Source organism: Dyella sp. 01L423 (genome assembly GCF_056399945.1).
Genome location: NZ_JBFTSI010000004.1, coordinates 12,560 through 37,351 on the forward strand (window position 1 = coordinate 12,560; position 24,792 = coordinate 37,351).

Genomic DNA, 24,792 nt, shown 5'->3' on the forward strand with positions numbered 1-24,792 from the left:
GCCTCGAATTGCCCTGAACCATGAAGCTCATCGCCTTAGGGCTCAACCACCTCACCGCGCCGGTCAATTTGCGCGAACAAGTGGCATTCGATGCGGAGGCCGCCGGAGTGGCTCTGCAGGCGCTTGCCCGTGAGCCCGGCGTGGAAGAGGCGATGATCCTCTCCACCTGCAACCGTACCGAGCTTTATGTGAGCGTCTCGGCAGGAGCCGAGGACGTTCCGCAGGCATGGCTGAGCCGACACCATCATCTGACTGCGGGCAAGCTGGACGAGTTCCTCTATCGCCATGACGAAGATGAAGCCGTGCGTCACATGTTCCGTGTGGCGACCGGGCTGGACTCGATGGTGCTGGGCGAGCCGCAGATTCTTGGCCAGGTGAAGGACGCCTACCAGCAGGCGCGCGATGCGCAGGCCCTGCGGGCGCCGATGGAGCGCCTGCTGCAGCACACGTTTGCCGTAGCCAAGCGCGTGCGCACCGATACGCGCATCGGCGCACACACGGTGTCGGTGGCTTTCACAGCCGTGCGCCTGGCCGAACAGGTGTTTACCGATCTGCGGCAGGCCTGCGTGTTGCTGATCGGCGCGGGCGACACCATCGAACTGGCGGCACGCCATCTGGTGGACAAACAGGTGCGCCGGCTCATCGTGGCGAACCGCACGCTGGAAAACGCGCAGGAACTGGCTACGCGCTATGGCGGCTATGCCATCGCACTCAGCGACCTGCCGCAACACCTGGCAGAAGCGGACATCGTGATCAGCTCCACCGCCGCACGCCAGCCGATCGTGACGCGCAGCATGGTGGAGAAGGCCGTGACGGCCCGACGCCGCAAGCCGATGTTCATGGTGGACATTGCCGTGCCGCGCGACATTGAAGCGGCGGTCGGCGAACTGGACGACGTCTTCCTCTACGGCATCGACGATCTACGCCAGGTGATCGACGACAACCGCCGCTCGCGTGAAGCCGCGGCGCGCGAAGCCGATGCCATCATCGACCTGCAAGTGGAACGTTACATGGCCTGGCGCCGCGCGCTGTCGCTGCGCAACCCGGCCGTCGACCTGCGCCAGCATGCGGAAAGCTATCGCGACGAAGTGCTGGAAAAAGCACGCGCCATGATTGCGCGCGGCAAGTCGCCCGACGAAGCGCTGGCCTATCTCGCCAACACCCTCACCAACAAGTTGCTGCACCATCCCAGCGCGAAACTGCGCGAAGCGGCACTTAGCGGTGATATGGACCTGCTGCATGCAGCCGGTCGACTGTATGGCATCACCGAAAAACCAGAAGTGAGTGAAGAGTAGCGAGAGTGAGAAAACACCAGGGCTGCCCTGCCTTCTCTCACTACTCACTCCTCTGAACTTACTTCTCCCATGACCCCATCCATTCGCCGCAAACTCGAGTCCCTCGCCGAACGCCATGAGGAAATCGGACTGCTGCTCGCGCAGCCCGACGTGCAGGTCGACAACAACCGCTTCCGCGAACTGTCGCGCGAATACGCTCAGCTTGAGCCGGTGACGAACTCGCTGCGCGAACACGACGGGGCCGAGCGCGAGCTGGGCGAAACGCGCGCCATGCTGGACGATCCCGAACTGCGCGAGATGGCCAGGGATGATATCGGCCGTCTCGAACAACGCCTGGCCGAACTCGACGACGAACTGCAGATCCTGTTGTTGCCGAAAGATCCGCGCGACGAGGCCAACCTGTTCCTCGAAGTGCGCGCCGGCACCGGCGGCGACGAGGCGGCGATCTTCGCCGGCGACTTGTTTCGCATGTATACGCGCTACGCCGAGCGTCGCCGCTGGCATGTTGAAATCTTGAGCGAGAACCACGGCGAACACGGCGGCTACAAGGAAGTCGTCGCACGCATCGAGGGCAAGGGCGCCTATTCACGACTGAAATTCGAATCGGGCACGCATCGCGTGCAACGCGTGCCGGAAACCGAATCGCAGGGGCGCATCCACACCTCGGCGGCGACGGTGGCGATCCTGCCGGAGCTGGACGACATCGACGAGATCGAGATCAGCCCATCCGACATCAAGACCGATACCTTCCGCGCCTCGGGTGCCGGTGGCCAGCACGTCAACAAGACCGACTCGGCCATTCGCATCACCCACCTGCCCACCGGCATTGTGGTGGAGTGCCAGGACGAGCGCAGCCAGCACAAGAACCGTGCGCGCGCCATGAGCCTGCTGAAAGCCCGCCTGCTGGACGACGAGCGCAGCAAGCAGGCAGCGGTGCAGGCCGAGTCGCGCCGGCTCCAGGTGGGTTCCGGCGACCGCAGCCAGCGCATCCGCACCTATAACTTCCCGCAGGGCCGCATCACCGACCATCGCATCAACCTCACGCTCTACCGTCTCCCGGAAGTGCTGCAAGGCGATATGGACGAGCTCGTGGATACGCTGACCCGCGAGAACCAGGCCGACGAATTGAAGGCGCTCACCGCCGGCTGAGCGGCCAACCCGCACGTACGGATTGGCAGCCATGCCCGCCCTGCGTTAGTTTGGCGGGATGACTGACCTCTTTACCCCCTCTTCTCAGGTGCTCGCTCAGCAGATCGTCGAACTGCTAGAGCGTGGTGCGTTCCATGATGGCGAACAGGCCGCCGCCGAGGCGTGCGGCCAGTATCCCGACGACGCCGAACTGGCGCGCCTGCATGCCGTGGCCCTGCTCCAGCTGCAGCGGCCGGCCGATGCCGTGAAAATTCTCCAGCACGCAGCCCAACTGGCGCCGCAAAGCGTGGAAGTGCAGTGCAACCTTGGCAGTGCCCGGGTCGCCAACGGCGACGCTGACGGCGCCATCGAGCACCTGCGCGCCGCCCTGCGTCAGTCGCCAGGTCATCCCGCCATCCTGCTGACCCTGGGCAACGCCCTGATGGCGGCTGCCCGTTTCCAGCATGCCCGCGAGTCCTATGCCATGGGCACTCATGGCGCGCCGGCCCATCCGGGCCTGCGCCTCAACCTCGCCGCCGCCGAGCTGGAACTGGGCAATCTCGACCAGGCCAAGACTCACACCGACGAAGCCTTGCAGTTGCATCCTCGTTTCGACGCTGCCTACGCCTTGCGTGGACGCATCCTGCAGAGCCAGGGCAGCGGCGCCGAGGCGACCAAAGCGTGGCTCACGGCCGAACGCATTTCGCCGCAGAACCCGCAGTATCCGTTCGCCGCCGGCCAAGCGATGGAGGACGGCGGCCAACTTGCTGCCGCCGCGGAGGCTTACGAGCGCGCACTGCAACTCAATCCGAACGACGGCCGCACGCTCAGCCAGTTGCTGTTCCTGCGCCGCCGCCTGTGCGACTGGCATGACCTGGACGAGCTGAGCCAGCGACTGCAGCAGGCGATCGCCGAAGAAACCGCCGCGGTCAGCCCCTTTGTCACGCTGTCCGAAGACATCGATTCCGCGCTGCAGCTGAAGGCCGCCAAGGCTTTTGCTGCCGTGGTCGAGCAGCAAGTTGCCGCGCTGCGCAAGCAGCAGGACTTCAGCCACGCCAAGCCGGCGCCCGATAGCCCGGTGCGCGTCGGTTTCGTGGCCGACGGTTTCAACGATCACGCCACCGGCTTGCTGGTCGTGGCGATGTTCGAAGCGCTCGCCAACGACGACGATCTGGATCTGCATCTGTTCGCCACCACGCGCGACGATGGCGGATCGATCCGCCGCCGCCTCGCCGCCGCGACCACCATGCACGACGTCTCGGCGCTCAATCCCGCGCAGGTGGCGCAGCGCATCCACGACACGGGCGTGGAAGTACTGGTCGACCTCAATGGTTACTCGGGGCGCGACAACGCTGAACTTTTTGCCCTGCGTCCCGCGCCCATCCAGGTGAACTGGCTGGCTTATGCGGGCAGCATGGGCGCACCATGGATGGATTACCTGGTGGCCGACAAGGTCATCGTGCCGGACGATCAGCGCGCCACGGTGAGCGAAAAACTGCTGCGCCTGCCGCGCTGCTACCAGCCCAACGACAACACGCGCGAGGTGGCGCAGCCGCCCTCGCGCGCCGAGTGCGGCTTGCCCGAACAAGGCACGGTGTTTGTCTGCTTCAACAACAGCTACAAGATCAATCCGGCTTCGTTTGCGCGCATGATGCTGGTGCTGCAGCAGGTGCCCGATAGCGTGCTGTGGCTGCTCAGCGGCGTGGATGGCGCGGACGATCGCCTGCGTGCCGCCGCCAGCGCGGCCGGCATCGCGCCGGAGCGCTTGGTGTTCCTGCCGCGCATGCCGCATCAGGATTATCTCTCGCGCTACGTCCACGCCGACCTGTTCCTCGACACGCTGCCGTACAACGCGCACACCACGGCCTCCGATGCGCTGTGGGCTGGTTGTCCCGTACTCACCTGCACCGGCCGCACGTTCGCCGGACGGGTCGCCACCAGCCTGCTTCAACAGTTGGGCTTGCCCGAGCTGGTCTGCGAGGACGAGGAAGCCTTCATCGCCATGGCCACTCAGCTGGGCAATGATCGCGAGGCGCTGCGTACGCTGCGCCAGCACCTGTCCCAGCAGCGCACGCAGAGCTCGTTGTTCGACATGCAGGGCTTTGCCGGCGACTTCCGGCGTGCCGTGCAGGCCATGAGCGCGCGCTACCGCATCGGCCGCAAGCCCGCCGACCTGGATCTGTAAGCTCGGGCGGCAGCAGGGTCCGGGCGGTTTCTTCACTCCGCCCTGTCCTTGACTACGGAAAATGCCGGAAAGCGTTACCCAAGGAGGCGCACCATGGGCAAGAAGAAGCAGACCTACCGCCACGCCATGGCCGAGCTGCAGCTGGAGCTGGCCGGCCTGCATCGCTGGTTGCGGCGTAGCGGCCACCGGCTGGTGGTGATTTTCGAAGGACGCGATGCGGCCGGCAAAGGCGGCACCATCAAGGCCGTCACCGAGTCGATGGACACGCGCGGCTATCGCATCGCCGCCTTGGCCAAGCCTACCGACGCCGAATCGTCGCAATGGTATTTCCAGCGCTATGTGGAGCATCTCCCCAGCGCCGGCGAAATCGTGCTGTTCGATCGCAGCTGGTACAACCGCGCCGTGATCGAACCGGCCATGGGCTTCTGCAGCAAGGCCCAGTACAAGGCGTTCATGGCCGCCGTGCCGGCGTTCGAAAAGCTGATCACCGACGACGGCATCATCCTGCTCAAGTACTGGCTCGCAGTGGACCAGGAGGAGCAGGAAGAACGCTTCGACGAACGCGCCAAGGATCCGCTCAAGCGCTGGAAGCTCTCGTCCACCGACCTTGCCTCGCGCGACAAGTACGAGGAAATCGGCCACCTGCGCGACCTGATGATCGAACGCACCAGCCGACCGCATGCGCCGTGGTTCGTGGTCGACTTCAATGACCAGAAGCGCGGGCGCGTCAACCTGATCCGGCACCTGCTGGAACAAGTGCCGCGCAGCGAAGAAACCATTCCCGAGCCCAAGCTGCCCAAGCTCAAAGGCAAGCCCAAGGACGAGCAGGTCACGCGCAGGGCGGAATGGGTGCCCGATTCGTTCGGCGAGTGAAGGTCAGCCTGCTGCCGCGCGTCGCATCTGGTCCAGGTCCAGTTTCTTCATGCTCATGATGGCCGCATGGACGCGCGCCACGCTGGCGGCATCGCCGCTGGTCAGCAGCTGCATCATCTCCTCGGGCACGACCTGCCAGGACAGGCCGAAGCGATCCTTGAGCCAGCCGCACTGGCCGTTCTTGTCGGCCGCGCCTGCCAGCAAGGCATCCCAGTACTGATCGATCTCTTGCTGCGAAAGGCAGTGCACGACCAGCGACACCGCCTCGTTGAAGCTAAACACGGGACCGCCGTTCAAGGCAGTGATGTTCTGCCCATCGAGCTCGAAATCCACCGTCATCACCGAGCCCTCGGCACAACCGGATGCCTCGGCGCTTGCTGCCGTGTAGCGGGTGGTCATGAGGATGCGAGAGTTGGGAAAGATCGACACGTAGAACTGCGCCGCTTCTTCGGCCTGATGATCGAACCAGAGGAATGGCGTGATGCGCTGGAATCGCGTGGACATGCGACTGTCTCCTAGGTGAAGGACGGCAAGAGGTCGGCCTTATGAGTAAGACGAATGAGCTCGGCCTGTTTCGACAGGATGGCTACTTCCCTACTCGTGATGTCGCTGCCGCGTGAACGCGGGCGCCTTGCCGGTGATTCAAGCTTTGAGCGCGCAGGCCGATAAGACGACTGCCTGAAGTCCAGGCACGCGCAGCAGGAGTGCGTCTATGCCAGGAACAGGCCGGGGGGCCGAACTGGGCAAGGGAGACAGGGCGGCCGATATCGTGTGGCCGTTCGTACTGGTTGTCGTGGCGATGATCGGATTGTGCGTGGCCAGCCTGGATATCCTCTCGGCAGCGCGCGCCTTCGTGGGCGGTGAAAGCCGCTGGTCCAAAGCCCAGAAGATCGCCGTTTCCAGCCTGCAGCACTATCTGTCCAGCAATGACGAAGCGGATTACCAGCAATTCCTGGATGCCATGGCGGTGCCACTGGGTCATCGCGCGGGACGCATGGAACTCGATCGCGCGCGGCCCGACATGACCGTCGTCGCCGCCGGCTTTCGTCGCGGCGGCACGCTTGAAGACGATATTCCCGGCATGGCCCGCCTGTACCGCTATTTCCACAATGTGGGCAGCATCCGCCGCGCCGTCGATGTATGGGTGGAAGCCGATCGCTCCATCGATGAACTGGCCGCCTTGGGTACCGATGCACATCAGCGCATCAGCGCAGGCCAACGAGACCAGGCCTGGGCCGCCACGGCCAGCGCGCAATTGCGGCGCATCGACGAACGCCTCACCCCGCTGGAATACGCCTTCTCCGAGGCGCTGGGCATCGCCTCGCGCGAGACCTCCAATCTATTGCGTGTATGGCTCTGCCTCGCCGCGGCCGTGATGGTGCTGGTGGCCACGCGGCGCGCGCGCCGTCTGCTCGATGACCGCGCGCGCGTCGCCCATGACTTGCGCGCCAGCGAAGATCGCTTCCAACTGGCAGTGGCCGGCAGCAATGACGGCCTGTGGGATTGGGATCGCACCAGCGGCCACATCTACCTCTCCCCTCGCCTGCGGCAGATGCTCGGGCTCAACATCAGCGACGACGGTGCTGCCACCTCGGTGTTCGAGTGCATCCATGCGCAGGATCGTCGCCGCGTGATGCGCGCCGTGACCGCGCACGTCTGGCGCAATCACCCGCTGAATGTGGAGTTTCGCGTACCGCAACGCTTTGGCGAGCCGCGCTGGTTTCATGCGCGTGGCGCTTCTTCCCGCGACGCGAATGGCAGCTCGCGGCGCATGGCCGGCTCCGTCACCGAAATCACCGAACGCCGCAAGGCCGATGCCATGCTGTTCGCGGCAAAGGAGCGTGCAGAGGTCACCCTGCAGTCGATCGGCGACGCGGTGATCACCACCGATGCCACTGGCTGCATCGCATTTCTCAACCCCAGTGCCGAACGCCTGACGCGCTGGAGCACTGACCGGGCGCGCGGCCTGCCAGTGGGGGCCATCTGCCATCTGATGGCGGAAACCAGTGGCGTAACCATCGCCGACCCGGTCATGCAGGTGCTTGATGGACAGCCGGCCTGCAGCCAGCAAGAAAAACTCGTCCTGATGCATGCGGGCGGAACGACTACGGCGGTTGATCTGACCGCCACGCCGATCCGCGACCGCAACGGCAATATGGACGGCGTGGTGCTGGTGATGCGCGACGTGAGCAGCGATCGCGAACATGCTGCCCAGCTGAGTTACCAGGCCAGCCATGACGTGCTCACCGGGCTGATCAACCGCCGCGAATTCGAACGCCGCCTCGCGCGCGCCATGACAGCTGCCGAAAACAACGGCCGTCCATTCACGGTGCTGTATCTGGATCTGGATCAGTTCAAGGTGGTCAACGACACTTGCAGTCATGCGGCAGGCGATGAATTGCTGCGCCAGATCGGTGCGCTTTTCATCGGCCACGTGCGCGCCACCGATGCCGTGGCGCGCCTGGGCGGCGACGAGTTTGTAGTGTTGCTGGAAGATTGCGACGCGGACGCCGCACTGAGCATGGCGGAGAGCTTGCGCGTGGCGATCGGCGACCTGCATTTCGCCTTCGGTGAGCGCAGCTTTGCCACCAGCGCGAGCATCGGCCTGGTCAGCCTGAGCGCGGACCAGCGACTGGCGCGCGAAGACATTCTTGGAGCAGCCGATGCCGCCTGCCACCTGGCCAAGGAGAAAGGCCGCAACCGCGTGCAGACCTATCATCTGGACGACGACGAAGTCGCCGTGCGCCAGACCGAGATGTGTTGGGTGAGCCGCATCCAGGCCGCACTGGCGAGCCACCGCTTTCGACTCTACGCACAGGACATCGTCGATCTGCGTCGCCATAGCCCGCATCGACACGTGGAACTGCTATTGCGCATGGTGGGCGAAGACGGCGAACTGATACCGCCGCGCGCGTTCATCCCCGCAGCCGAGCGCTACGGCCTGATGCCATCCATCGATCGCTGGGTCGTGCAATCGGCGTTCGCCGCATTGCGCGATGCCACGGATCGCGGCCTGCCCGATATTCCGTCGCAATGCGCCATCAATCTTTCGGGCACCTCGCTTTGCGAGGACGGCTTTGCCGTATTCCTGCGCCAGCAATTCATCGCCTTCGATATCGCGCCCTCATCGATCTGTTTCGAGATCACCGAAACGGCCGCCATATCCAGCCTGTCGCGCGCCACCGCTTTTATCCATGAGATGCGTGCGCTGGGCTGCTATTTCGCGCTCGATGATTTTGGCGCCGGCATGTCCTCGTTCACCTATCTCAAGCACCTGCCCGTCGATTTCGTGAAGATCGAAGGCAGCTTCGTGAAGGACATGATCGACGACCCGATCGACCACGCGATGGTCGAGGCGATTAACAATATCGGCCATGTCACCGGCAAGCAGACGATTGCCGAATGCGTAGGCACGCCCGAGCTGCTCGCCGCCGTGCACCGCCTCGGCATCGATTTTGCGCAGGGTTTCGTGCTGTCCGTGCCGCGCCCGTTCCTGCTGCAAATCGAGGCCGCGCAAACCGCGTTCAACGCATGAGCGATCAACGCGTGCGAAAACCCTCGATGTCCAGGTCCTCGCACGCCTCGCGAATCACTTCATCGACCTGCGCGCTCGACGGGCCCTGCCACAACCATCGCTCCAGCTTTTCGATGCAGGCGGGCGCGCCGATGGCGACCACTTCGACGCGGCCGTCCTGCAGATTCCTGGCATAGCCGGACAGGCCGAGCGCCATCGCCTGTTCGCGGGTGCTGGCGCGATAGAACACGCCCTGTACCCGACCTTTGACGAAGAAGCGCACGGCCGCCATGGTCATTTGCCCAGATTGATGGCTTGGCCCAGCGAGGCTTCATTGACGGTGCCGACGAAGCGCTTGGCGACCTTGCCATCCGGTCCGATCAGCCACGTCGTGGGCAGGCCGCGCGGCTCATCGAAATCCTTGAGCGGCTTGTCCATGGTGACCTGCGCCACCGGGTAGCTCACCGGATGCTTGGCGATAAACGCTTTGATGTCGGCCGGGTCGCTGTCGTCGTACGCCAGGCCAATGGCACCGACCTTGTCTTTGTGCGCGCTGACGAATCTGGAAATGTCTGGCATTTCCTTGATGCACGGCACGCACCAGGTGGCCCAGTAATTGACGATCACCCACTTGCCGCGCTGCGAGGCCAGGTCGTACGGCTTGCCATCGAGTGTGGTCACTTTGATCGACGGCTGTTCCGGCATGGCGGCGTGCGCCGCGCCCGCCATGGCCAGCAGGCCACCCATGACGGCGAGCGTTTTCAACAACTTCATTGCGATGTGTCCTTGGATAAGTTCGAGGCCGGTTGGCCCAGCGGATAAGCATGGTGCAACGATGTGTGCAGCACACCTTCCAGCGATTGCGCTGCCCCATCGAGTAGCGCCAGTAAGTGCGCGGGCAGGCGCAGATCGTTCACTTTCGCTTCCTGCGCCGGATGCAGCGGCACGCGGTAGCTGCAATGAGCATATACGCGCATCAGGTCAGTGCTGTCGAGACTGTGCGTGAGCAGCCAGCCGGCGCCCACTTCACCCTGAATCAGTTTCGCGCGCTGCAGGTCGCCGAAATAATTCACGATGGACGAGCGATGCAGGCGCGGCTCACGGGCGCGCACCGTATCGGGACTGATCTTGCGCCCTTCCCGCTGCGCCTCGATGAAATGCCCCAGTACCACCAGCAGGCCCAGGAAGGCCGCCTGCTCGGGAAGAAATTGCGAAGGCGGCAGATAATCGAAAGCAGAAACGGCCGCTGCAATCGACGCGCAAAGGATCACGATCACCCACGAGAGGTAGATCCACAGCAGAAAAATCGGCAGAGCCGCCAGCACGCCATACACCTGTTGATAGGTGTGCGCGTGGTGGATGAAGCGCGCAAAGCCCCAGCGGGCCAGTTCGAACAAGATCGCGCCCATCAGGGCGCCAATGGCCGCGTTGCGCCAATGCACGCGGCGGTTGGGCACCACCATGTAGATCAGCATCAAGGTCAGGAAGGTGACCACGAAGGGCAACGCGGCCACCACACGCGCCTTCAGATTGAGCGTGTTGGCGGCATCGCTGAGCATGGGCAGCGCGGTGGCGACCGACGCCACCGCAATGCCGCCTACGATCAGGATCGGGCCCAGCGTGAGCGCGGCCCAGTAAAGCAGCAGCCGCGACACCCAGCCGCGTTGGCGCTGCACGCGCCAGATGCGGTTCATGCGGTCTTCCACGCTGACCATCATCGACAAGGCGCTGAAGAACATCACCAGCACGCTGATGCCGGTGAGCTTGCTCGCGTTGTCGGCAAAGCCGTCCAGGTATTCCTGCACGCGCACGCCGGCGGCCGGCATGAAATTGTCGAAGGCGAAACTGATCAGCGTGCTGCGCGCGTCGGCAAAGGCAGGAAAGGCCGCAAAGATCGCCAGCGATGCCACGATCAAGGGCACCAGCGACACCAGCGTGGTGTAGGACAGTGCGCCGGCGGTCTCGAAGCACTTGTCGTCGATGAACCGCTGCCACAGGAACCGGCTGAAGCTCCGCAAGCGGTCGCGATCGAAACGCAAGGCCATGGTGACTCCTTTCAACGTCGAACGCCCTATGGTGGCGCGTTCACTCATGCAGGTGCGTGAACAAGGCGGCAACAGGGGCTTGAACGCCCGTTACACTAACCGATCGAGACACTCACGCCCAACGCCATGAGCCAAGACATCCTGGTCCTCTACTACAGCCGCTCCGGCCACACCGCCCAGCTCGCGCGACTGATCGCGCGCGGCGTGGAGGAAATCCCAGGCATGCGGGCCCGGCTACGCCAGGTGCCCCCGGTGGCGCCCGTCACCGAACTGGCGCAGCCGCCGGAACCGGAGGAAGGCGCACCGTATGTGACCCGCGAGGACCTGGCCGAATGCGCCGGCCTGGCGCTGGGCAGCCCGACCCGCTTCGGCAATATGGCCGCGCCGCTGAAATACTTCCTCGACTCCACCGGGGCGGAATGGGCCAGCGGCGTGCTCGCCGGCAAGCCTGCCGCCGTGTTCACCGCCACCAGCACCATGCATGGCGGACAGGAATCCACCCTGCTCAGCATGGCCCTGCCCCTGCTCCACCACGGCATGCTGCTGGTGGGCCTGCCGTACACCGAGCCCGCACTTACCGCGACGCAGAGCGGCGGTACACCCTACGGTGCAAGCCATGTGGCGGGGGCCAAGGGCGACAACGCCATCAGCGAACACGAACGCGAACTCGCTCGCGCGCTGGGACGCCGGCTTGCCGATGTGGCGCGTCGTCTGGGTTCGGCCGCATGACGACGCCGGTGGCTGCCAACTATCGCGTGGGGCTGGTGGCCTGGGCTGCGCTCACGGTGCTTCAGCTGGTATGGCACGGCTGGCTGTTTCCGGCGCAGAGCATGCCGCCGATGCTGGTGCTGGCCCTCACGGTGATCCCCTTGCTGCTGCCCTTGCTCGCGATTCGCGACGTGCGTCGGGCGTTGCTATGGGTGGGGATTCTCAGCCTGTTCTACTTCTGCCATGGCGTGAGCGAGGCCTGGAGTGCGCCTGGGGAGCGGTGGTTGGGGTGGTTGGAGATTTTGCTTACGTTGATGTTGATTGGGGTGTTGGGGGCGGGGGTGAAGAGGCGGCGGGCGGTGTAGGTCTGGGCCCAGGTCGGGCCGTTATTTGTAGGAGCGCACTTGTGCGCGACAAGCCGGCGGAGCGGTGCACCCATGCGTGGCGGTCGCGCACAAGTGCGCTCGTACAAGGGGGCCGCACGCTTGCGGGGTGCGGGGCGGTGATGCCGAGAAAAAATGAAGCGCGCAACCATCTCGAAAGGCGCAGCCCCCCAGCTAAAAACACTCCGCCAACCTTCGCACCCCCTCATCAATCTGCGCCAGATTCGCCCCGCCATACCCCAGCAACAGCCCGCCTCGCGACGGCGGCTCCAGATAGCACGGCGTCAACGGCCGCACCGACACGCCCTTGCTCGCCGCCTTGCGCGAAACCGCCACATCGTCCACTCCATGCGGCAACAGACCGGCAAGCTGCATGCCGGCTTCCGTGCCTATCACTTCGAGCCGCTCGCCGAGATACGTCCGGATCGCGCCGTGCACGGCTTCGCGACGCTGCATGTACAGCGTGCGCATGCTGCGGATATGCCTCGCGAAATGACCCTCGCGGATGAATTCGGTCATGGCCGATTGATAGAGCATGGAAGAGAACGTGTCGATCGCATCGCGACCGGCATGGAAATCGGCGACGAGATCTTCCGGCACCACGATGTAGCCCAGGCGCAACGCGGGAAACATCACCTTGCTGAAGGTGCCCAGATAAATGACCCGTGCATGGGTATCCGCGCCCTGCAGCGATGACAGCGGCCGGCTGCCGAAACGGTATTCGCTGTCGTAGTCATCCTCGATGATCCACGCGTCGTTGCTCGCTGCCCAGTGCAAGAGCTGCATGCGTCGCGATGCGCTCATCGCCATGCCCAGCGGGAACTGGTGCGAGGGCGAGATGTAGATCGCGCGCGCGCCGGCGCCGACGCGCGCGCCATGCGCCACGTCGATGCCTTCAGCGTCCACCGGCACCGGCACCAGATCTGCGCCGGCGGTGCGCAGTGCCTGGTGTGCACCGGGATAGCCGGGGTCTTCCATCCATACACGCTCACCCGGATCCAGCAGCACATGAGCGCAGATCTGCAGGGCCTGCTGCGAACCGGTGGTGATCAGTATCTGCGAGGCATCGCAGCGCACGGCGCGTGCCGCACCCAGGTATTCGGCGATGGCCTCGCGCAGTGGCAGGTGGCCCATCGGGTCGCCATAACTCATCGCTTCCATCGATAGATGCCGCGCATGACGACTGACCAGCTTCGACCATAAGGCCGCCGGAAATGCATCCAATGCCGGCAGGCCCACGCGGAACGCACCCATGTTGGCCAGCCAGGTGGCGTCCGGCGTACGCATCTGGGCGGCGCGCAGGGATGTGCGTCGCGAGCCTCCGTGCATGGCCGCCGGCTCGGGGCGTGCCAGCTTCACGCGTGGCACCGTCAGGTCCGAGGGAATGGCGCGCGCCACGCAGGTGCCTGCGCCGGTGAAGGTTTCGAGGAAGCCTTCCGACTGCAGCTGCTCGTACGCGCCGAGCACGGGAATGCGCGAAATGCCCAGTTCATTGGCGAGGCTGCGGGTGGATGGCACGCGCTGTCCCGGCCTCAGCTGTCCGCTGCTGATGGCTCGGCGAAACCAGTCCGACAGCTGCTGGTACATGGGCGTTTCGCTGCCGGTGTCCATGGCGACGGGAGGCAGAAATCCGGCGGGAATGCGCTGCATGGGGCCGACTCCATAGTGGTCATGTCGATCCGGCACAAAGTGGATATTTAAGCCAACCACTTGCGGGCATAGCTTGCACCCGTCCGCCCTGGCCATCAACCATGAAGAGCCACCTGCCCTCATCGCTGATCAATGCACGCTTTTTCGTGTTGTGCATGGCCCTGCTGCTATGCCTGCCGGGAGCCTGCCAGCGTGCGTATGCGCAGGACGAATCCTCGGCAGCCGAAGTGCCGCAAACTCGCGACAACGCCTGGTGGACTGGCCCGATGATGGCCAACTCGGCCGAGACGTTGCCGCCCGGGCACATGCTTTTGGAGCCTTACCTGTACGACGTCACCAGTCGCGGCATGGACAGTTTCGGCTCGCGCACCTACATCAATTATGGCGTGGCCAACAAATTCACCATGGGCATCATTCCGGTGTTCGGCTACAACCGCGTCAGCGGCGCGCCCAACAGCAGCGGCATCCAGGTGGGCGACATCACCTTGCAGGCGCAATATCGGCTGCGGCAATTCCATGAGGGCAGTTGGTTGCCGACGGTGGCCATCCAATTGCAAGAGACCTTTCCGTCCGGCAAATACGATCGTCTTGGCGATCGCCCGGCCGACGGTCTCGGCAGCGGCGCATACACCACGACCATCGGCTTGAACACGCAAACGTATTTGTGGATGCCCAATGGCCGCATCCTGCGCGTGCGTTTCAATATCTCATTCTCGTTTTCATCCAGCACTGACGTGGAAGGCGTAAGCGTCTACGGTACCGACGCAAGCTTTCGCGGCCATGCGCGCCCCGGCAACAATGCCTTTGCGAACGCCTCGTTCGAGTACAGCCTTACGCGACGTTGGGTGCTGGCGCTCGATGTGCTCTATAACCACAACAGCAGTACGCATGTAGGCGGCCAGGAGTTCGCCAACAGCGACCCTTTTCCCCCTGATACGCCGCTGGGTGCACGATCGAATCGCTACATCGGCTTCGCACCGGCCGTCGAATACAATTGGTCGCCGAACATCGGCCTCTTGCTGGGCGTGCGCATCATTCCTTCGGGCAACCGTACAACGTCGTCCGTCACGCCTGCGATCGCTCTCAACTACGTGCACTGAGGATTGATGACATGAAGCGTGTTTGCCTGATCGTAGTGTCTGCGTTGCTCACTGTTACTGCTGCCGTGGCGGCTCCGCCCACGCATCCTCTGCCCAGCTTTGTCGGGCTCGCCATCGCCGACAAGAACCGTCCCGAGGAAGACCGCGCACTGGATTCGCAGCGCAAACCTGCCGTTGTGCTCGGCTATTCCGGCATCAAGCCGGGCGATATCGTGGTCGACCTGATGCCCGGCAAGGGCTATTACACACGCCTGTTCAGTCGCATGGTCGGCAGCAAGGGCAAGGTCTACGCACTGCAACCGGCCGAGATGGACAAGATCGCTCCGAAGGGCCTGGAAAGCGTGCGCAGCTTTGCCGGCAAGGAAGGCTACGCCAATGTCACCGTGCTGGTGGAGCCGGTGAATGAACTGAAGTTGCCAGAACCGGTGGACGTGATCTGGACCTCGCAGAACTATCACGACCTGCACGATCCCTTCATGGGCACGCCGGACATGGCCAAGCTCGACAAGAGCCTGTTTGACGCCCTGAAACCCGGCGGCATCCTGATCGTGCTCGATCATGCGGCGGCCGATGGCACCGGCATCACCAAGACCAACGATCTGCATCGCATCGATCCCGCAGCCGTGAAGAGCGAACTCACCGCGGTGGGTTTCCAGTTCGACAGCGAAAGCGACGCGTTGCGCAATCCTGCCGACGATCACACCAAGGGCATCCGTGACCCGTCCGTCAAAGGCAACACGGATCGCTTCATCTACAAGTTCCGCAAACCCTGATCACTTTGTCCGGCGCACTTCACCGTCCCCCTGCTGCGTGCCTTCGGTCTTGATGAAATCGACGAAGGCACGCAGTGGCGCCGGCATATGCGCCCGGCTGGGGTAATACAGCAACGGCCCGGTGAAGGACTGGCACCACTCTTCCAGCACGGGCAGCAAGGCGCCATCGGCAAGCGCAGGCTGCAGGAACTCCTCGAACGTGTGGATGATGCCGAGGCCTGCGACCGCGGCCTCCACTTCCATCTCGATAGTGGACGCGAGCAGGCGACCATCCGGTCGTATACGGACAACCTTGCCGCGCCGCTCGAACTCCCATGCAGCGATGACGCCACTGGGAAAGCGATGGCGGATGCAGGCGTGATTCACCAGGTCCTGTGGCTTGGCGGGACGACCATGTTCGGCGAGATAAGCAGGCGACGCCGCAGCCACGAAGCGTTGCGTGCGCGGCCCGATGGGCATCGCAATCATGTCGCGTTCCACGCGCTCCTCATAGCGAATACCTGCATCGCAACCCGCCGCCAGCATGTCGACGAACGCATCGTCGGTGATCACATCGAGCGTGATGCCCGGATGCGCCTTGAGGAAACGCGTGGCAATCGGCGGCAACACATGCCGCGCCACGATCGATGGCACGTTGAGGCGCAGCGTGCCCGCAGGGCTGTCGCGATAAGCGTTGATGCTGTCGAGCGCGCCACCGATCTCTCCCACCAGCGGCGCCAGGCGATCGAGCAGCCGCTGCCCGGCTTCCGTAGGCGTGACACTGCGCGTGGTTCGGTTGAGCAGGCGCACGCCAAGACGAGCTTCCAGCCTGCGCAAGGCCGCACTCAACGCCGAGGCGGAAACATTGCCCTGCAGGGCCGCGCCGCGAAAACCGCGGGCGCGCGCCACCGCAATGAAGGCTTCGATATCAGCTAGGCCAAGCTCTTCCATTGTGCGGATTCCGGCACAGGTCGTACGGATAGGACTGGATTATCGTACACCGATCGCCCCGCCATACTTCCCGCCGAGCTATCCCTACCGCCTACCGCGGCCACCTTCTGGAGAACCCACCATGGAACATCGTCAACTTGGCGCCACCGGTCCCCGCGTATCCGCTCTTGGCCTGGGCTGCATGGGCATGTCGGGCATGTACGGGCCAGCCGACCGCGCCGAAAGCATCGCCACCATCCATGCGGCGCTCGATGCCGGCATCGACCTGCTCGACACCGGCGACTTCTACGGCATGGGCCACAACGAAATGCTGATCGGCGAAGCACTGAAGAACGTGCCGCGCGAGCGGGCGCTGATCAGCGTGAAGTTCGGCGCCTTGCGCGATCCGGCCAATGGCTGGGGCGGCAACGACACCCGCCCTGCCGCAATGAAGAATTTTCTCGCCTACACCCTCCAGCGCCTGGGCGTGGATTACATCGACGTCTATCGTCCCGCGCGCCTGGACCCCAACGTACCGATCGAAGAAACCGTTGGCGCCATCGCCGACATGGTGAAGGCAGGCTACGTGCGCCACATTGGCCTGTCCGAAGTGGGTCCGGAAACCATTCGTCGCGCCGCAGCGGTGCATCCGATCGCAGATCTGCAGATCGAGTACTCGTTGATCTCGCGCGGCATCGAGGATGGCATCCTGCAGACCTGTCGCGAGCTCGGCATCGGCATCACTGCATATGGCGTGCTGTCGCGTGGCCTGATCAGTGGGCACTGGGACAAGAACAACGCGGGCAAGGGCGATTTTCGCTCAATCAGCCCGCGCTTTCAGGCGGGCAATGTCGATCACAATCTGGCGCTGGTCGAGGCACTGCGCCGGATCGCTGAAGAAAAAAACGTGTCTGTGGCGCAGCTCGCCATTGCGTGGGTAGCTGCCCAGGGCAAGGACATCGTGCCACTGGTCGGCGCGCGCCGCCGAGATCGCTTGCAGGAGGCGCTCGGATCGCTCGAGGTTTCGCTCAGCGAGCAGGATTTGACCACGATTGAGGCTGCAGTGCCGAAGAACTCGGCTGCCGGAGAGCGCTATGCCGCGGTGCAGATGGCGCATTTGGATAGTGAGCGGGCGCATTGAGTTTGCTTCCTCTCACCTTTTGAGGCGATGGTTGCCTGTAGGAGCGCACTTGTGCGCGACCGCAGCGCTGGGGTGTACCGCTCCGCCGGCTGGTCGCGCACAAGTGCGCTCCTACAAACGAGGGAAACGTCGGGCGTTGTCGGGAGAGGGGGCAGAAGCGCGACAGCGACGCCCCAGACCTATACTCGACCCCACCGCTCCGCCGAGACCCCACCATGGGATTCCTGCAAGCCCCGCCGCAGCTCGCTCACCCGTATCGCGCCGATCCCCTGCTCCACGCCACGCTGCGCCGCGCGCTGCCGCCGGCACGCCTAGCCGCCATCGAGCCCGACCTGCAGGCACTCGGTGACTACGCCGTCATGGAATGGGAACGCACCACTCGCAGCACACGCCGCAAGCCCGTGCTCACCCAATGGGACGCCTGGGGCAACCGCGTCGATCGCATCGAACTCACCCAAGCCTGGCAGGAAGGCCCGCACATCACCACCAAGCATGCGGTGCTCGCATCCGGCCATGAGGCGCACGAGCACGCGCGGCTGGAAGAATTCGCGCGCGTCTACCTCTATCACGTCGCCAGCGAGTTCTACAGCTGCCCGCTGGCGATGACCGACGGCGCCGCCACCGCGCTCAAGGCCTCAGGCAATAAGGCGCTGATCGAACGCGCGCTGCCGCACTTGCTCAGTCGCGACGCGTCCACGTTCTGGTTGAGCGGCCAGTGGATGACCGAGAACGCCGGCGGTTCCGACGTCGGCAATACGGAGACCGTGGCCCGCCAGGATGCGTCCGGACAGTGGCGTCTCTACGGGCGCAAATGGTTCAGCTCGGCAGTAGTCGGCGAAATGGCGCTGGGGCTCGCGCGTCCCGAGGGCGCGGGCAATGGCCCCGGTGCGCTCGCGCTGTTCTACGTGGAGACCATGGATGGCGAGCGTCGCAAGCCGGAGCTCATCATCGATCGCCTGAAGGACAAGCTAGGCACGCATGAGTTGCCGACCGCAGAGATCCATCTCGATGGCCTACCGGCATGGCCGCTGGGCGAATTGGCGAACGGCGTGCGCCAGGTGGCGCCAATGCTCAATATCACGCGTACGTGGAATGCAGTGGGCGCCACCGCCAGCATGGCGCGGGCACTATCGATGGCGCGCGACTATGCGACGCGGCGCCATGCATTCGGCAAGCGGCTGATCGACCAGCCGCTGCATGCGCAAACGCTCGCGGACATGCAGGCCGAATTCGAAGGCGCGTTTGCTCTCACTTTCGAAGTGGCGCATCTGCTCGGACGCGTTGAACACGGGGCGGCGCAGCCGCACGAAGTCGCCTTGCTGCGTCTGCTCACGCCCTTGGCCAAGCTGTGGACCGGCAAGCTGGCGGTGAAGCTGTGTTCCGAAGCACTCGAATGTTTCGGCGGCGCCGGCTATATCGAGGACACCGGCCTGCCCCAGCTGCTGCGCGACGCGCAGGTCTATGCGATCTGGGAAGGCACCACCAATGTGCTGTCGCTGGACAGCTTGCGTGCACTCGCTGGCGAGAATCTCGGTTCTCTGCGCATGGCGATCGAAGGCTGGCTGGCCGACAGCATCGATGCGCACGCGCGGCAGGAAATCCATCGCGCGCTGGACGCTGCCAGTGCCTATCTGCAGGCTCGCGCCAATGAGCGGGCGTCGCTGGAAGCCGGCGCCCGTGGACTGGCCATCACCCTCGCCCGCTGCACGGCGGCGGCCCTGCTGGCCCGCCACGACACCTGGTCGGCCCCGCATGGGCATGCGCGTACGGGGGCTGCGCTGCGGCGTTTCGTGGCGCATGGATTGGCACGTTTCTCCACCGCCGACGCTACCGATACCGCTTTGTTGCTCGGTCCGCACTGAATCGCCGCCCCCCCCTGTGGGAGCGCACCCTGTGCGCGACTGAACGTGCCGGACTGAGGCGGGTTGTCGCGCACAGGGTGCGCTCCCACAGGGGCTTGAGGGCATCAGGCCGAGCCGAGAATGCGGAGATCGATCATAAGCCCTAAAATGCCGACCTCCCCACCCTGGCGACTCCCGACCATGCAGCATCTGACCATCGTCACCACCGGCGGCACCATCGACAAGATCTATTTCGACGACAAGTCGGACTACAAGATCGGCTCGCCCCAGATCGGCGACATCCTCAGCCAGCTGGGCGTGGCGTTCCAGTTCGACGTGATCCCGATCCTGCGCAAGGACAGCCTGCACATGAACGATGAGGACCGCGCGCTGGTGCGTTCCACCATCGAAGCGCAGCCGCATCGCCACGTGCTGGTGACGCATGGCACCGACACCATGGTGGAAACCGCACGCGAACTGGCCAGCATCAAGGGCAAGGTGATCGTGCTCACCGGCGCACTCAATCCCGCGCGCTTCCAGGGCTCCGATGCGGTGTTCAACATCGGCTGCGCCGTGGCCGCCGTGCAGACCCTGCCCGATGGCGTGTACATCACCATGAACGGCCGCGTGTGGGATCCGTCCAAGGTGCGCAAGAACCGCGACGCGAATCGTTTCGAAGAGAACAACGGCTGATTGCTGCGCTATCGCTGAATGACGAAAGGCCCGGTCATCGCTGACCGGGCCTTTCGCTTTTTGCTTTACTGCACGTTGAGATTCACGTCATCAAGCACGAACGAAGTCTGCTCTGACGAATCCTCGGTGCCGGTGAACTTGATCGTCACCGTCTGGCCGATGTACGCACTGAGGTCGAAGTTCGCCTGCGCATAACCCGCTGCCGCGTTGAGGTTCGAGTACGTCACCAGCGTCTTCAACAGCGTGCCGCTGCTGTTGAGCACCTGCACGGTGAGCTTGTCGTACGCCGTGGTCTTGGTGGTCTCGGCGGTATCGATGTGCAGGTAGTAGGTCAACGTAGCCGAGCTCTTGCCGCTGGGAATGGTCACCTTCTGCGACGCCGTGTCGGTGTGCGTGCTGCCGTAACCGTCCAGCCACACGAACCAGGTGCCGGCATGCGCCGTCTCGCCGCTGCAGGTGCTGTTGCTGCAGAGCGCGCCGGAGCTGATCGTCCACGGCGTGGCCGCGCCGGTTTCGAAGCCCGGATTCACGATCAGCTGCGACGGTGTACCGCCGCCCGTCACCGTCACCGACGAGGTCTTGCTCGAGGTCTTGGCGCTGACGCCATCGGTCACCGTCTCCGTCACGCTATACGTGCCGGCCGCGGCATAGGTGTGGCTCGGGCTCGCCGCCGTCGAGGTGCCGCCGTCGCCGAAGGTCCACGCATGCGAGGAAATGCTGCCGCCCGTATCGGTGGAGCTATCGGTGAAGTTGGCGACGAGGCCATTGGTGACGAAGCTGAAATTCGCCGTCGGCGTACCGCCGGTGCCACCACCGCCGCCACCGCCCCAATACTGGGTGACGTAGCTGTTGAACTTGGCGATGTCGAGCGAACCCCAGCCAGTGGCGTTGTCGTAACCGGCCTTGGCCGTGTAGCCGTTGCCGCTGTAGCCGTTGTTGCCCGAAGTGACGTCATGCAGCGGCGTGGCGTCAGTGGGGAAATGCGCGTACATGTTCTGCGTCGGCAGGCCCAGCGTGTTGTTGTTGGCCGAGAGAATGCGCGCCCAGATGCCCACGAAGATCGGCGAGGCCAGGCTGGTGCCGCCGATCTGGTAGGTCTGGCCCTGGATCACGATGTTCGCGCCGGTGGATTGGGCTGCATCGAACGCCACGTCGGGTACCTGACGCTTGGTGACCGAGGAACCCAGCGCGGTGGTCTGCCAGCTCGGTGCGGCTTCAAACAAGCTCACGCCGCCGCCGGTGGCCCACAGGCGCTTGTTGTTGTCGCCATTGTTCGGATCGACGGCCGCAAGGCCTTCGTTCCACACCGTCTCGCCCGACCACGTGGTGCCCGTGGTGCTGAGCGTGGTGCCGCCTACCGCCACCACGTTTGGCGAGCTGGCCGGCTCGCTCACGGAGTAATGGGTAAGCGAGATCTTCACCGTGCCCGCGGAGTTGGCAACATAGCCCGGCGCGCCTTCGGTGGGATCGCTGGACCACTGGTACACACCCGCATCGCCCGAAGCGATGGAGAAGGTCTGCCCCTGCGCCACCGCCTGCGCGAAGATCGCGTCGTCGGCCGACTGCGTACCGGAGCTGTTGGCCGCCGATTCGTCCTCGCCCAGCGACACGTTGATGACTTTCGCCGTGTTGTCGGTCACTGCGCGGTTGTACGCCGCGGTGATGGCCGCATCGGTGAGGCAGCTGTCGTTGGCGCAGTTGGGCGCGGAGTAGAAGATCAGCGTGTTCACGCCGCCGGAGGTACCGGTGATGGTCTGGCTGTCCAGGTTCCATTCGCCGTCGCCGTCGGGATCGTCCGCATAGGCCTGGCTGCCGGTCTTCACCACTTGCGTGTTCACCGTGCTCATGCCGGCGCCAGTAGTGAAGGTCTTCAAATCGGCGATGGTCTGGGTCATGTCACCCCAGGTGACGATACCGACCTTGGTGGTCGACGCCGTCGGCGTGCTGCCTGCGTCGTAGATCGCCGGGAAATCCTTCGGGCTATGCGAGGTCTGCACCGCTGCGGCCTGGATACCGACGTTGTTCGCGTTCGCATGCACCGGCCCGACGATGTGATGCATGGTGTGCGGCACGTTGAGGTTCTGCAGGCCGAGCACGGCATTGACGATGCCACCGAGCGCTGCCGGCACCTGTACGGCAGAGTCATTGGCGATGCGCTGCTTGCCGCCGAACGCGAAGGTGCGCATGGTGGTGCGGAAGGCCGCGTTGACCGAGGTGGCGTTGCCGTCGGCCTCGATCAGCATGTTGTTCGGCGACACCTGCACATTGTTGAAACCTGATTGGCGCAGATGCGCCAGCACTTGCGCCACCTGATCGTCGGTCGGCGCGTAGCGTGCCTTGAACTGAGCCGGCGTGAGGAAGCGATGGAACTGCGCGCTGGCGGGATCGTTCACTGCATGCAGGAACGTCTCCAGCTCATCCACATTGCGCAAGTTGAGGCTGAGCGCGACATGCACCGGCTTGCTCGCCTCCAGCGGCGACACGGTGGCCGCGTCGATAGTGGGCGAGCCGTGCATGCTCAGTGTCCAGGTGCTGTTGCTTGCCGCGGCGGTGGTGGCTGCGGTGCTGAGCCCAGACGAGCGGCTCATGGCCGCCTGCGTGCGGACGCCTACCCAAGCATCGTTGGTCGCCGCGTGGAGCGACCCTGCCATGGCCATCGACATCGCCATTGGCAGCAGTGCCTTGCGAATTGCCTTTCCCCGCAAATCGATACGAACAGTCATTCTTGTCTCCTTGACGTTTTTGAGGACGAACCGACCCGATGCGGTGCGATGCACCACATGCATGAAGGCGCCGCTGTGCGCGGCCTCAGGTCTCGTGACTGTGCTGCGATCCGATAAACGTCCGGGCCTGCTTTCCCCCTGCCATTCCATGGAACGGCATGTCCGGACGAAGACTCGCTCAACGACGCCCACCGCGCGAATGCCGGTGCCCTCGTCGCCAAAGGACCATCCGTCAACCCTCCCGCTGACGGATTAATTGACGCTAATCAAGAAAATTCGATGCGTCAATGACAGTGGCGCTTGCTTGAAAATCCGCTTTAAACAGCAATTAGCTGCGATGTGTCGACTAAATACGTTTTTTCATGCGCTTTCTTGCGCCAAACCAACAGCCACAGGAACGCAATTAAATCCAAGCCCAATTAAACACTTAAAAAAAGTGGTGATGCTGTTCTCACTATCGGCATGAACATCACATTGGCGTTCTGGCGCGAGTTATATCGATTCGAAAATTCTGGCCCGCATCAGCATGGATTTCAGACCGGAAACGGGAGTGCGAAAGATATTGCGCAAATGCCGCATCAGGCTCTACACGCCATGATGACGAAGCTAACTCCCGGCTAAATCCGGGCCACCCCCATAAGCGCGTCTTGCCGCGACGACACGCAGCAAGCCATCACGCGCTCAAGCGTCGCGGCTGCGAATGCAGCGAACGATTTCCGGTGGATCAGTGGGCCGCAGCCCTGCGCAGGATCACGTAGATCTGATCCTTTAACAGCAGCTTTTCTTTCTTAAGCTGCTCGATCGTCATGCCGCCCGCGGGCGTGACACCCAGCTCCATGTTCTTGATCTCCTGATCCAGCGAGTTGTGGCGATGGAACAGGCGGGTGAAGTGCGGGTCACGTCCCTTGAGGTCGGTGATGAGTTCGCGATATTCGGGAAACATGCCTTGGCTCCTGACAACAAGACAAACTGCAGACTGCAGTCTGGCCTCGCCACGAACGGCCGGAGCTGATCTGTATCAAACGTGTCCGGCACAAGCCATCGGCACACGACGCGACGCCGTGTGCGCAAGCAAAACAAGAGCAATCGTGCCGGCGCTACGGCGTCAGAGCATGCCCGTTTCGAGCTTGGCCGCGTCCGACATCATGGAGTGGTTCCAAGGCGGATCGAACACCAGGTCCACATCCGCTTCGGCCACGGTGGGAATGAGTTCGAGCTTGGTGCGCACGTCGTCGACCAGGATGTCGCCCATGCCGCAACCCGGCGCGGTCAGGGTCATTTTCACGTAGACCTTGCGCTGGTCGGGAGCGGGGTGTTCCACGCTCACGTCATAGACCAGGCCGAGCTCGACCACGTTGATCGGGATTTCCGGATCGAACACGGTGCGCAGCTGCTGCCACACGAGCGCTTCGACATCGGAGTCGCTGGCATCGCTGGCCAGTTCGATCGGCGGCGGCGGCTCCTTGCCCAGAGCATCGGCGTCATTGCCGGCGATGCGGAACAGATTGCCTTCCACATAGACGGTGAAGCTGCCGCCCAGCGCCTGGGTGATGTAACCGATCTGGCCGGCCGGCAGGCTGACCGTTTCTCCTTGGGGCACCATGACTGCCTGGCAGTCGCGCTCCAGGGTGAAAGGTTCGCTGCTAAGACTGAAACCGCTCATGCCGATCCTGCCAACTCTCATCATTGGGCGCGGCCTTTGCCACGCCAAGCTGCTTATTATGCCGGTTGACGACCGGTCATGCCGACGAAATCAGGTCGCGAGACCTCAATCTCAAGGGGGATGCGGCGTCAAAGGCCTTGCGGCTGGGGACAGCGAAGTGCCCACGCG

The 24,792-nt window shown here is 63.9% G+C and carries 21 protein-coding genes; 12 read left to right on the forward strand and 9 right to left on the reverse strand.

Features of this window, described 5'->3' with window-relative positions; genetic code table 11:
• Positions 1-20: 20 nt before the first annotated feature.
• The 4 genes from hemA (at position 21) to ppk2 (ending at position 5,481) form a co-directional block, all read left to right on the forward strand.
• A complete protein-coding gene (gene hemA, locus AC1DMY_RS12660; RefSeq protein ID WP_477165306.1) occupies positions 21-1,295 on the forward strand; it encodes a glutamyl-tRNA reductase in 1,275 nt (424 codons plus the stop codon).
• Positions 1,296-1,364: 69 nt separating this feature from the next.
• Positions 1,365-2,444, forward strand: coding sequence for a peptide chain release factor 1 (prfA, locus tag AC1DMY_RS12665; protein ID WP_477165307.1), 1,080 nt, complete (start codon positions 1,365-1,367; stop codon positions 2,442-2,444).
• Positions 2,445-2,502: 58 nt separating this feature from the next.
• Positions 2,503-4,608: an O-linked N-acetylglucosamine transferase, SPINDLY family protein gene (locus AC1DMY_RS12670; protein WP_477165308.1), complete on the forward strand. Its 2,106-nt coding sequence runs from the start codon at positions 2,503-2,505 to the stop codon at positions 4,606-4,608.
• 93 nt (positions 4,609-4,701) lie between these two features.
• Positions 4,702-5,481, forward strand: coding sequence for a polyphosphate kinase 2 (ppk2, locus tag AC1DMY_RS12675; RefSeq protein WP_477165309.1), 780 nt, complete (start codon positions 4,702-4,704; stop codon positions 5,479-5,481).
• A 3-nt stretch (positions 5,482-5,484) separates the two neighbouring features.
• On the opposite strand, the gene AC1DMY_RS12680 is transcribed toward ppk2, so the two are convergent.
• A complete protein-coding gene (locus AC1DMY_RS12680) occupies positions 5,485-5,985 on the reverse strand; it encodes a VOC family protein (RefSeq protein WP_477165310.1) in 501 nt (166 codons plus the stop codon).
• A 208-nt stretch (positions 5,986-6,193) separates the two neighbouring features.
• Here AC1DMY_RS12680 and AC1DMY_RS12685 point away from each other — a divergent pair, with 208 nt between their 5' ends.
• On the forward strand, positions 6,194-9,016 hold the full coding sequence (locus AC1DMY_RS12685; RefSeq protein ID WP_477165311.1) for an EAL domain-containing protein: 2,823 nt from the start codon (positions 6,194-6,196) through the stop codon (positions 9,014-9,016).
• 4 nt (positions 9,017-9,020) lie between these two features.
• Here the strand turns inward: AC1DMY_RS12685 and AC1DMY_RS12690 are convergent, their stop codons facing one another.
• Genes AC1DMY_RS12690 through AC1DMY_RS12700 form a run of 3 tightly spaced genes read right to left on the reverse strand, consistent with a single transcriptional unit; the run spans position 9,021 to position 11,040 of the window.
• Positions 9,021-9,287 (reverse strand): acylphosphatase, encoded by a 267-nt coding sequence (locus AC1DMY_RS12690; protein WP_477165312.1) that lies wholly within the window; start codon positions 9,285-9,287, stop codon positions 9,021-9,023.
• 2 nt (positions 9,288-9,289) lie between these two features.
• Complete coding sequence (locus tag AC1DMY_RS12695) at positions 9,290-9,769, reverse strand: TlpA family protein disulfide reductase (RefSeq protein WP_477165313.1); 480 nt, start codon at positions 9,767-9,769, stop codon at positions 9,290-9,292.
• Positions 9,766-11,040: a YihY family inner membrane protein gene (locus AC1DMY_RS12700; protein ID WP_477165314.1), complete on the reverse strand. Its 1,275-nt coding sequence runs from the start codon at positions 11,038-11,040 to the stop codon at positions 9,766-9,768. The genes AC1DMY_RS12695 and AC1DMY_RS12700 overlap by 4 nt, the downstream gene beginning before the upstream one ends.
• Positions 11,041-11,166: 126 nt before the next feature.
• Here AC1DMY_RS12700 and wrbA point away from each other — a divergent pair, with 126 nt between their 5' ends.
• Together wrbA and AC1DMY_RS12710 are read left to right on the forward strand one after the other, a co-directional pair.
• Positions 11,167-11,769 carry an NAD(P)H:quinone oxidoreductase gene (gene wrbA / locus AC1DMY_RS12705; RefSeq protein ID WP_477165315.1) on the forward strand — a complete coding sequence of 201 codons (603 nt, stop codon included), beginning with the start codon at positions 11,167-11,169 and terminating at the stop codon, positions 11,767-11,769.
• On the forward strand, positions 11,766-12,113 hold the full coding sequence (locus AC1DMY_RS12710) for a DUF2069 domain-containing protein (protein WP_477165316.1): 348 nt from the start codon (positions 11,766-11,768) through the stop codon (positions 12,111-12,113). Before wrbA ends, AC1DMY_RS12710 begins: the two co-directional genes overlap by 4 nt.
• Positions 12,114-12,305: 192 nt before the next feature.
• Here AC1DMY_RS12710 and pdxR read toward each other — a convergent pair whose 3' ends face one another.
• The gene (pdxR, locus tag AC1DMY_RS12715; RefSeq protein WP_477165317.1) at positions 12,306-13,781 is read right to left on the reverse strand and encodes a MocR-like pyridoxine biosynthesis transcription factor PdxR; all 1,476 of its coding nucleotides are present in this window, start codon (positions 13,779-13,781) and stop codon (positions 12,306-12,308) included.
• A gap of 101 nt (positions 13,782-13,882) precedes the next feature.
• Here pdxR and AC1DMY_RS12720 point away from each other — a divergent pair, with 101 nt between their 5' ends.
• Both AC1DMY_RS12720 and AC1DMY_RS12725 read left to right on the forward strand, forming a co-directional pair.
• The gene (locus tag AC1DMY_RS12720; protein ID WP_477165318.1) at positions 13,883-14,881 is read left to right on the forward strand and encodes a transporter; all 999 of its coding nucleotides are present in this window, start codon (positions 13,883-13,885) and stop codon (positions 14,879-14,881) included.
• Between the two features lie 11 nt (positions 14,882-14,892).
• On the forward strand, positions 14,893-15,654 hold the full coding sequence (locus AC1DMY_RS12725) for a class I SAM-dependent methyltransferase (RefSeq protein ID WP_477165319.1): 762 nt from the start codon (positions 14,893-14,895) through the stop codon (positions 15,652-15,654).
• Here the strand turns inward: AC1DMY_RS12725 and AC1DMY_RS12730 are convergent, their stop codons facing one another.
• Complete coding sequence (locus AC1DMY_RS12730; RefSeq protein WP_477165558.1) at positions 15,655-16,560, reverse strand: LysR family transcriptional regulator; 906 nt, start codon at positions 16,558-16,560, stop codon at positions 15,655-15,657.
• Positions 16,561-16,705: 145 nt separating this feature from the next.
• Here AC1DMY_RS12730 and AC1DMY_RS12735 point away from each other — a divergent pair, with 145 nt between their 5' ends.
• The 3 genes from AC1DMY_RS12735 to AC1DMY_RS12745 all read left to right on the forward strand — a co-directional run bounded on the left by AC1DMY_RS12735 (position 16,706) and on the right by AC1DMY_RS12745 (position 20,238).
• Positions 16,706-17,704, forward strand: coding sequence for an aldo/keto reductase (locus tag AC1DMY_RS12735; RefSeq protein WP_477165320.1), 999 nt, complete (start codon positions 16,706-16,708; stop codon positions 17,702-17,704).
• A 215-nt stretch (positions 17,705-17,919) separates the two neighbouring features.
• Positions 17,920-19,566: an acyl-CoA dehydrogenase family protein gene (locus AC1DMY_RS12740; protein WP_477165321.1), complete on the forward strand. Its 1,647-nt coding sequence runs from the start codon at positions 17,920-17,922 to the stop codon at positions 19,564-19,566.
• Positions 19,567-19,746: 180 nt separating this feature from the next.
• Positions 19,747-20,238 (forward strand): asparaginase domain-containing protein, encoded by a 492-nt coding sequence (locus AC1DMY_RS12745; protein WP_477165322.1) that lies wholly within the window; start codon positions 19,747-19,749, stop codon positions 20,236-20,238.
• A 65-nt stretch (positions 20,239-20,303) separates the two neighbouring features.
• Here the strand turns inward: AC1DMY_RS12745 and AC1DMY_RS12750 are convergent, their stop codons facing one another.
• From AC1DMY_RS12750 to sufT, 3 genes are all read right to left on the reverse strand, one after another.
• The gene (locus AC1DMY_RS12750) at positions 20,304-22,961 is read right to left on the reverse strand and encodes a protease pro-enzyme activation domain-containing protein (protein ID WP_477165323.1); all 2,658 of its coding nucleotides are present in this window, start codon (positions 22,959-22,961) and stop codon (positions 20,304-20,306) included.
• Between the two features lie 724 nt (positions 22,962-23,685).
• Positions 23,686-23,904 carry an HP1242/YdcH family protein gene (locus AC1DMY_RS12755; RefSeq protein ID WP_477165324.1) on the reverse strand — a complete coding sequence of 73 codons (219 nt, stop codon included), beginning with the start codon at positions 23,902-23,904 and terminating at the stop codon, positions 23,686-23,688.
• Positions 23,905-24,066: 162 nt separating this feature from the next.
• A complete protein-coding gene (gene sufT, locus AC1DMY_RS12760; protein WP_046973058.1) occupies positions 24,067-24,624 on the reverse strand; it encodes a putative Fe-S cluster assembly protein SufT in 558 nt (185 codons plus the stop codon).
• Positions 24,625-24,792: the final 168 nt, after the last annotated feature.

Coding starts and splice junctions, on each gene's coding strand:
- sufT (WP_046973058.1), bottom strand. CDS start 24,624: ATGAGCGGTTTCAGTCTTAGCAGCGAACCTTTCACCCTGGAGCGCGAC.
- AC1DMY_RS12755 (WP_477165324.1), bottom strand. CDS start 23,904: ATGTTTCCCGAATATCGCGAACTCATCACCGACCTCAAGGGACGTGAC.
- AC1DMY_RS12690 (WP_477165312.1), bottom strand. CDS start 9,287: ATGGCGGCCGTGCGCTTCTTCGTCAAAGGTCGGGTACAGGGCGTGTTC.
- AC1DMY_RS12750 (WP_477165323.1), bottom strand. CDS start 22,961: ATGACTGTTCGTATCGATTTGCGGGGAAAGGCAATTCGCAAGGCACTG.
- pdxR (WP_477165317.1), bottom strand. CDS start 13,781: ATGCAGCGCATTCCCGCCGGATTTCTGCCTCCCGTCGCCATGGACACC.
- AC1DMY_RS12735 (WP_477165320.1), top strand. CDS start 16,706: ATGGAACATCGTCAACTTGGCGCCACCGGTCCCCGCGTATCCGCTCTT.
- AC1DMY_RS12720 (WP_477165318.1), top strand. CDS start 13,883: ATGAAGAGCCACCTGCCCTCATCGCTGATCAATGCACGCTTTTTCGTG.
- ppk2 (WP_477165309.1), top strand. CDS start 4,702: ATGGGCAAGAAGAAGCAGACCTACCGCCACGCCATGGCCGAGCTGCAG.
- prfA (WP_477165307.1), top strand. CDS start 1,365: ATGACCCCATCCATTCGCCGCAAACTCGAGTCCCTCGCCGAACGCCAT.
- AC1DMY_RS12710 (WP_477165316.1), top strand. CDS start 11,766: ATGACGACGCCGGTGGCTGCCAACTATCGCGTGGGGCTGGTGGCCTGG.
- AC1DMY_RS12695 (WP_477165313.1), bottom strand. CDS start 9,769: ATGAAGTTGTTGAAAACGCTCGCCGTCATGGGTGGCCTGCTGGCCATG.
- AC1DMY_RS12685 (WP_477165311.1), top strand. CDS start 6,194: ATGCCAGGAACAGGCCGGGGGGCCGAACTGGGCAAGGGAGACAGGGCG.
- hemA (WP_477165306.1), top strand. CDS start 21: ATGAAGCTCATCGCCTTAGGGCTCAACCACCTCACCGCGCCGGTCAAT.
- AC1DMY_RS12680 (WP_477165310.1), bottom strand. CDS start 5,985: ATGTCCACGCGATTCCAGCGCATCACGCCATTCCTCTGGTTCGATCAT.
- AC1DMY_RS12700 (WP_477165314.1), bottom strand. CDS start 11,040: ATGGCCTTGCGTTTCGATCGCGACCGCTTGCGGAGCTTCAGCCGGTTC.
- AC1DMY_RS12745 (WP_477165322.1), top strand. CDS start 19,747: ATGCAGCATCTGACCATCGTCACCACCGGCGGCACCATCGACAAGATC.
- AC1DMY_RS12740 (WP_477165321.1), top strand. CDS start 17,920: ATGGGATTCCTGCAAGCCCCGCCGCAGCTCGCTCACCCGTATCGCGCC.
- wrbA (WP_477165315.1), top strand. CDS start 11,167: ATGAGCCAAGACATCCTGGTCCTCTACTACAGCCGCTCCGGCCACACC.
- AC1DMY_RS12670 (WP_477165308.1), top strand. CDS start 2,503: ATGACTGACCTCTTTACCCCCTCTTCTCAGGTGCTCGCTCAGCAGATC.
- AC1DMY_RS12725 (WP_477165319.1), top strand. CDS start 14,893: ATGAAGCGTGTTTGCCTGATCGTAGTGTCTGCGTTGCTCACTGTTACT.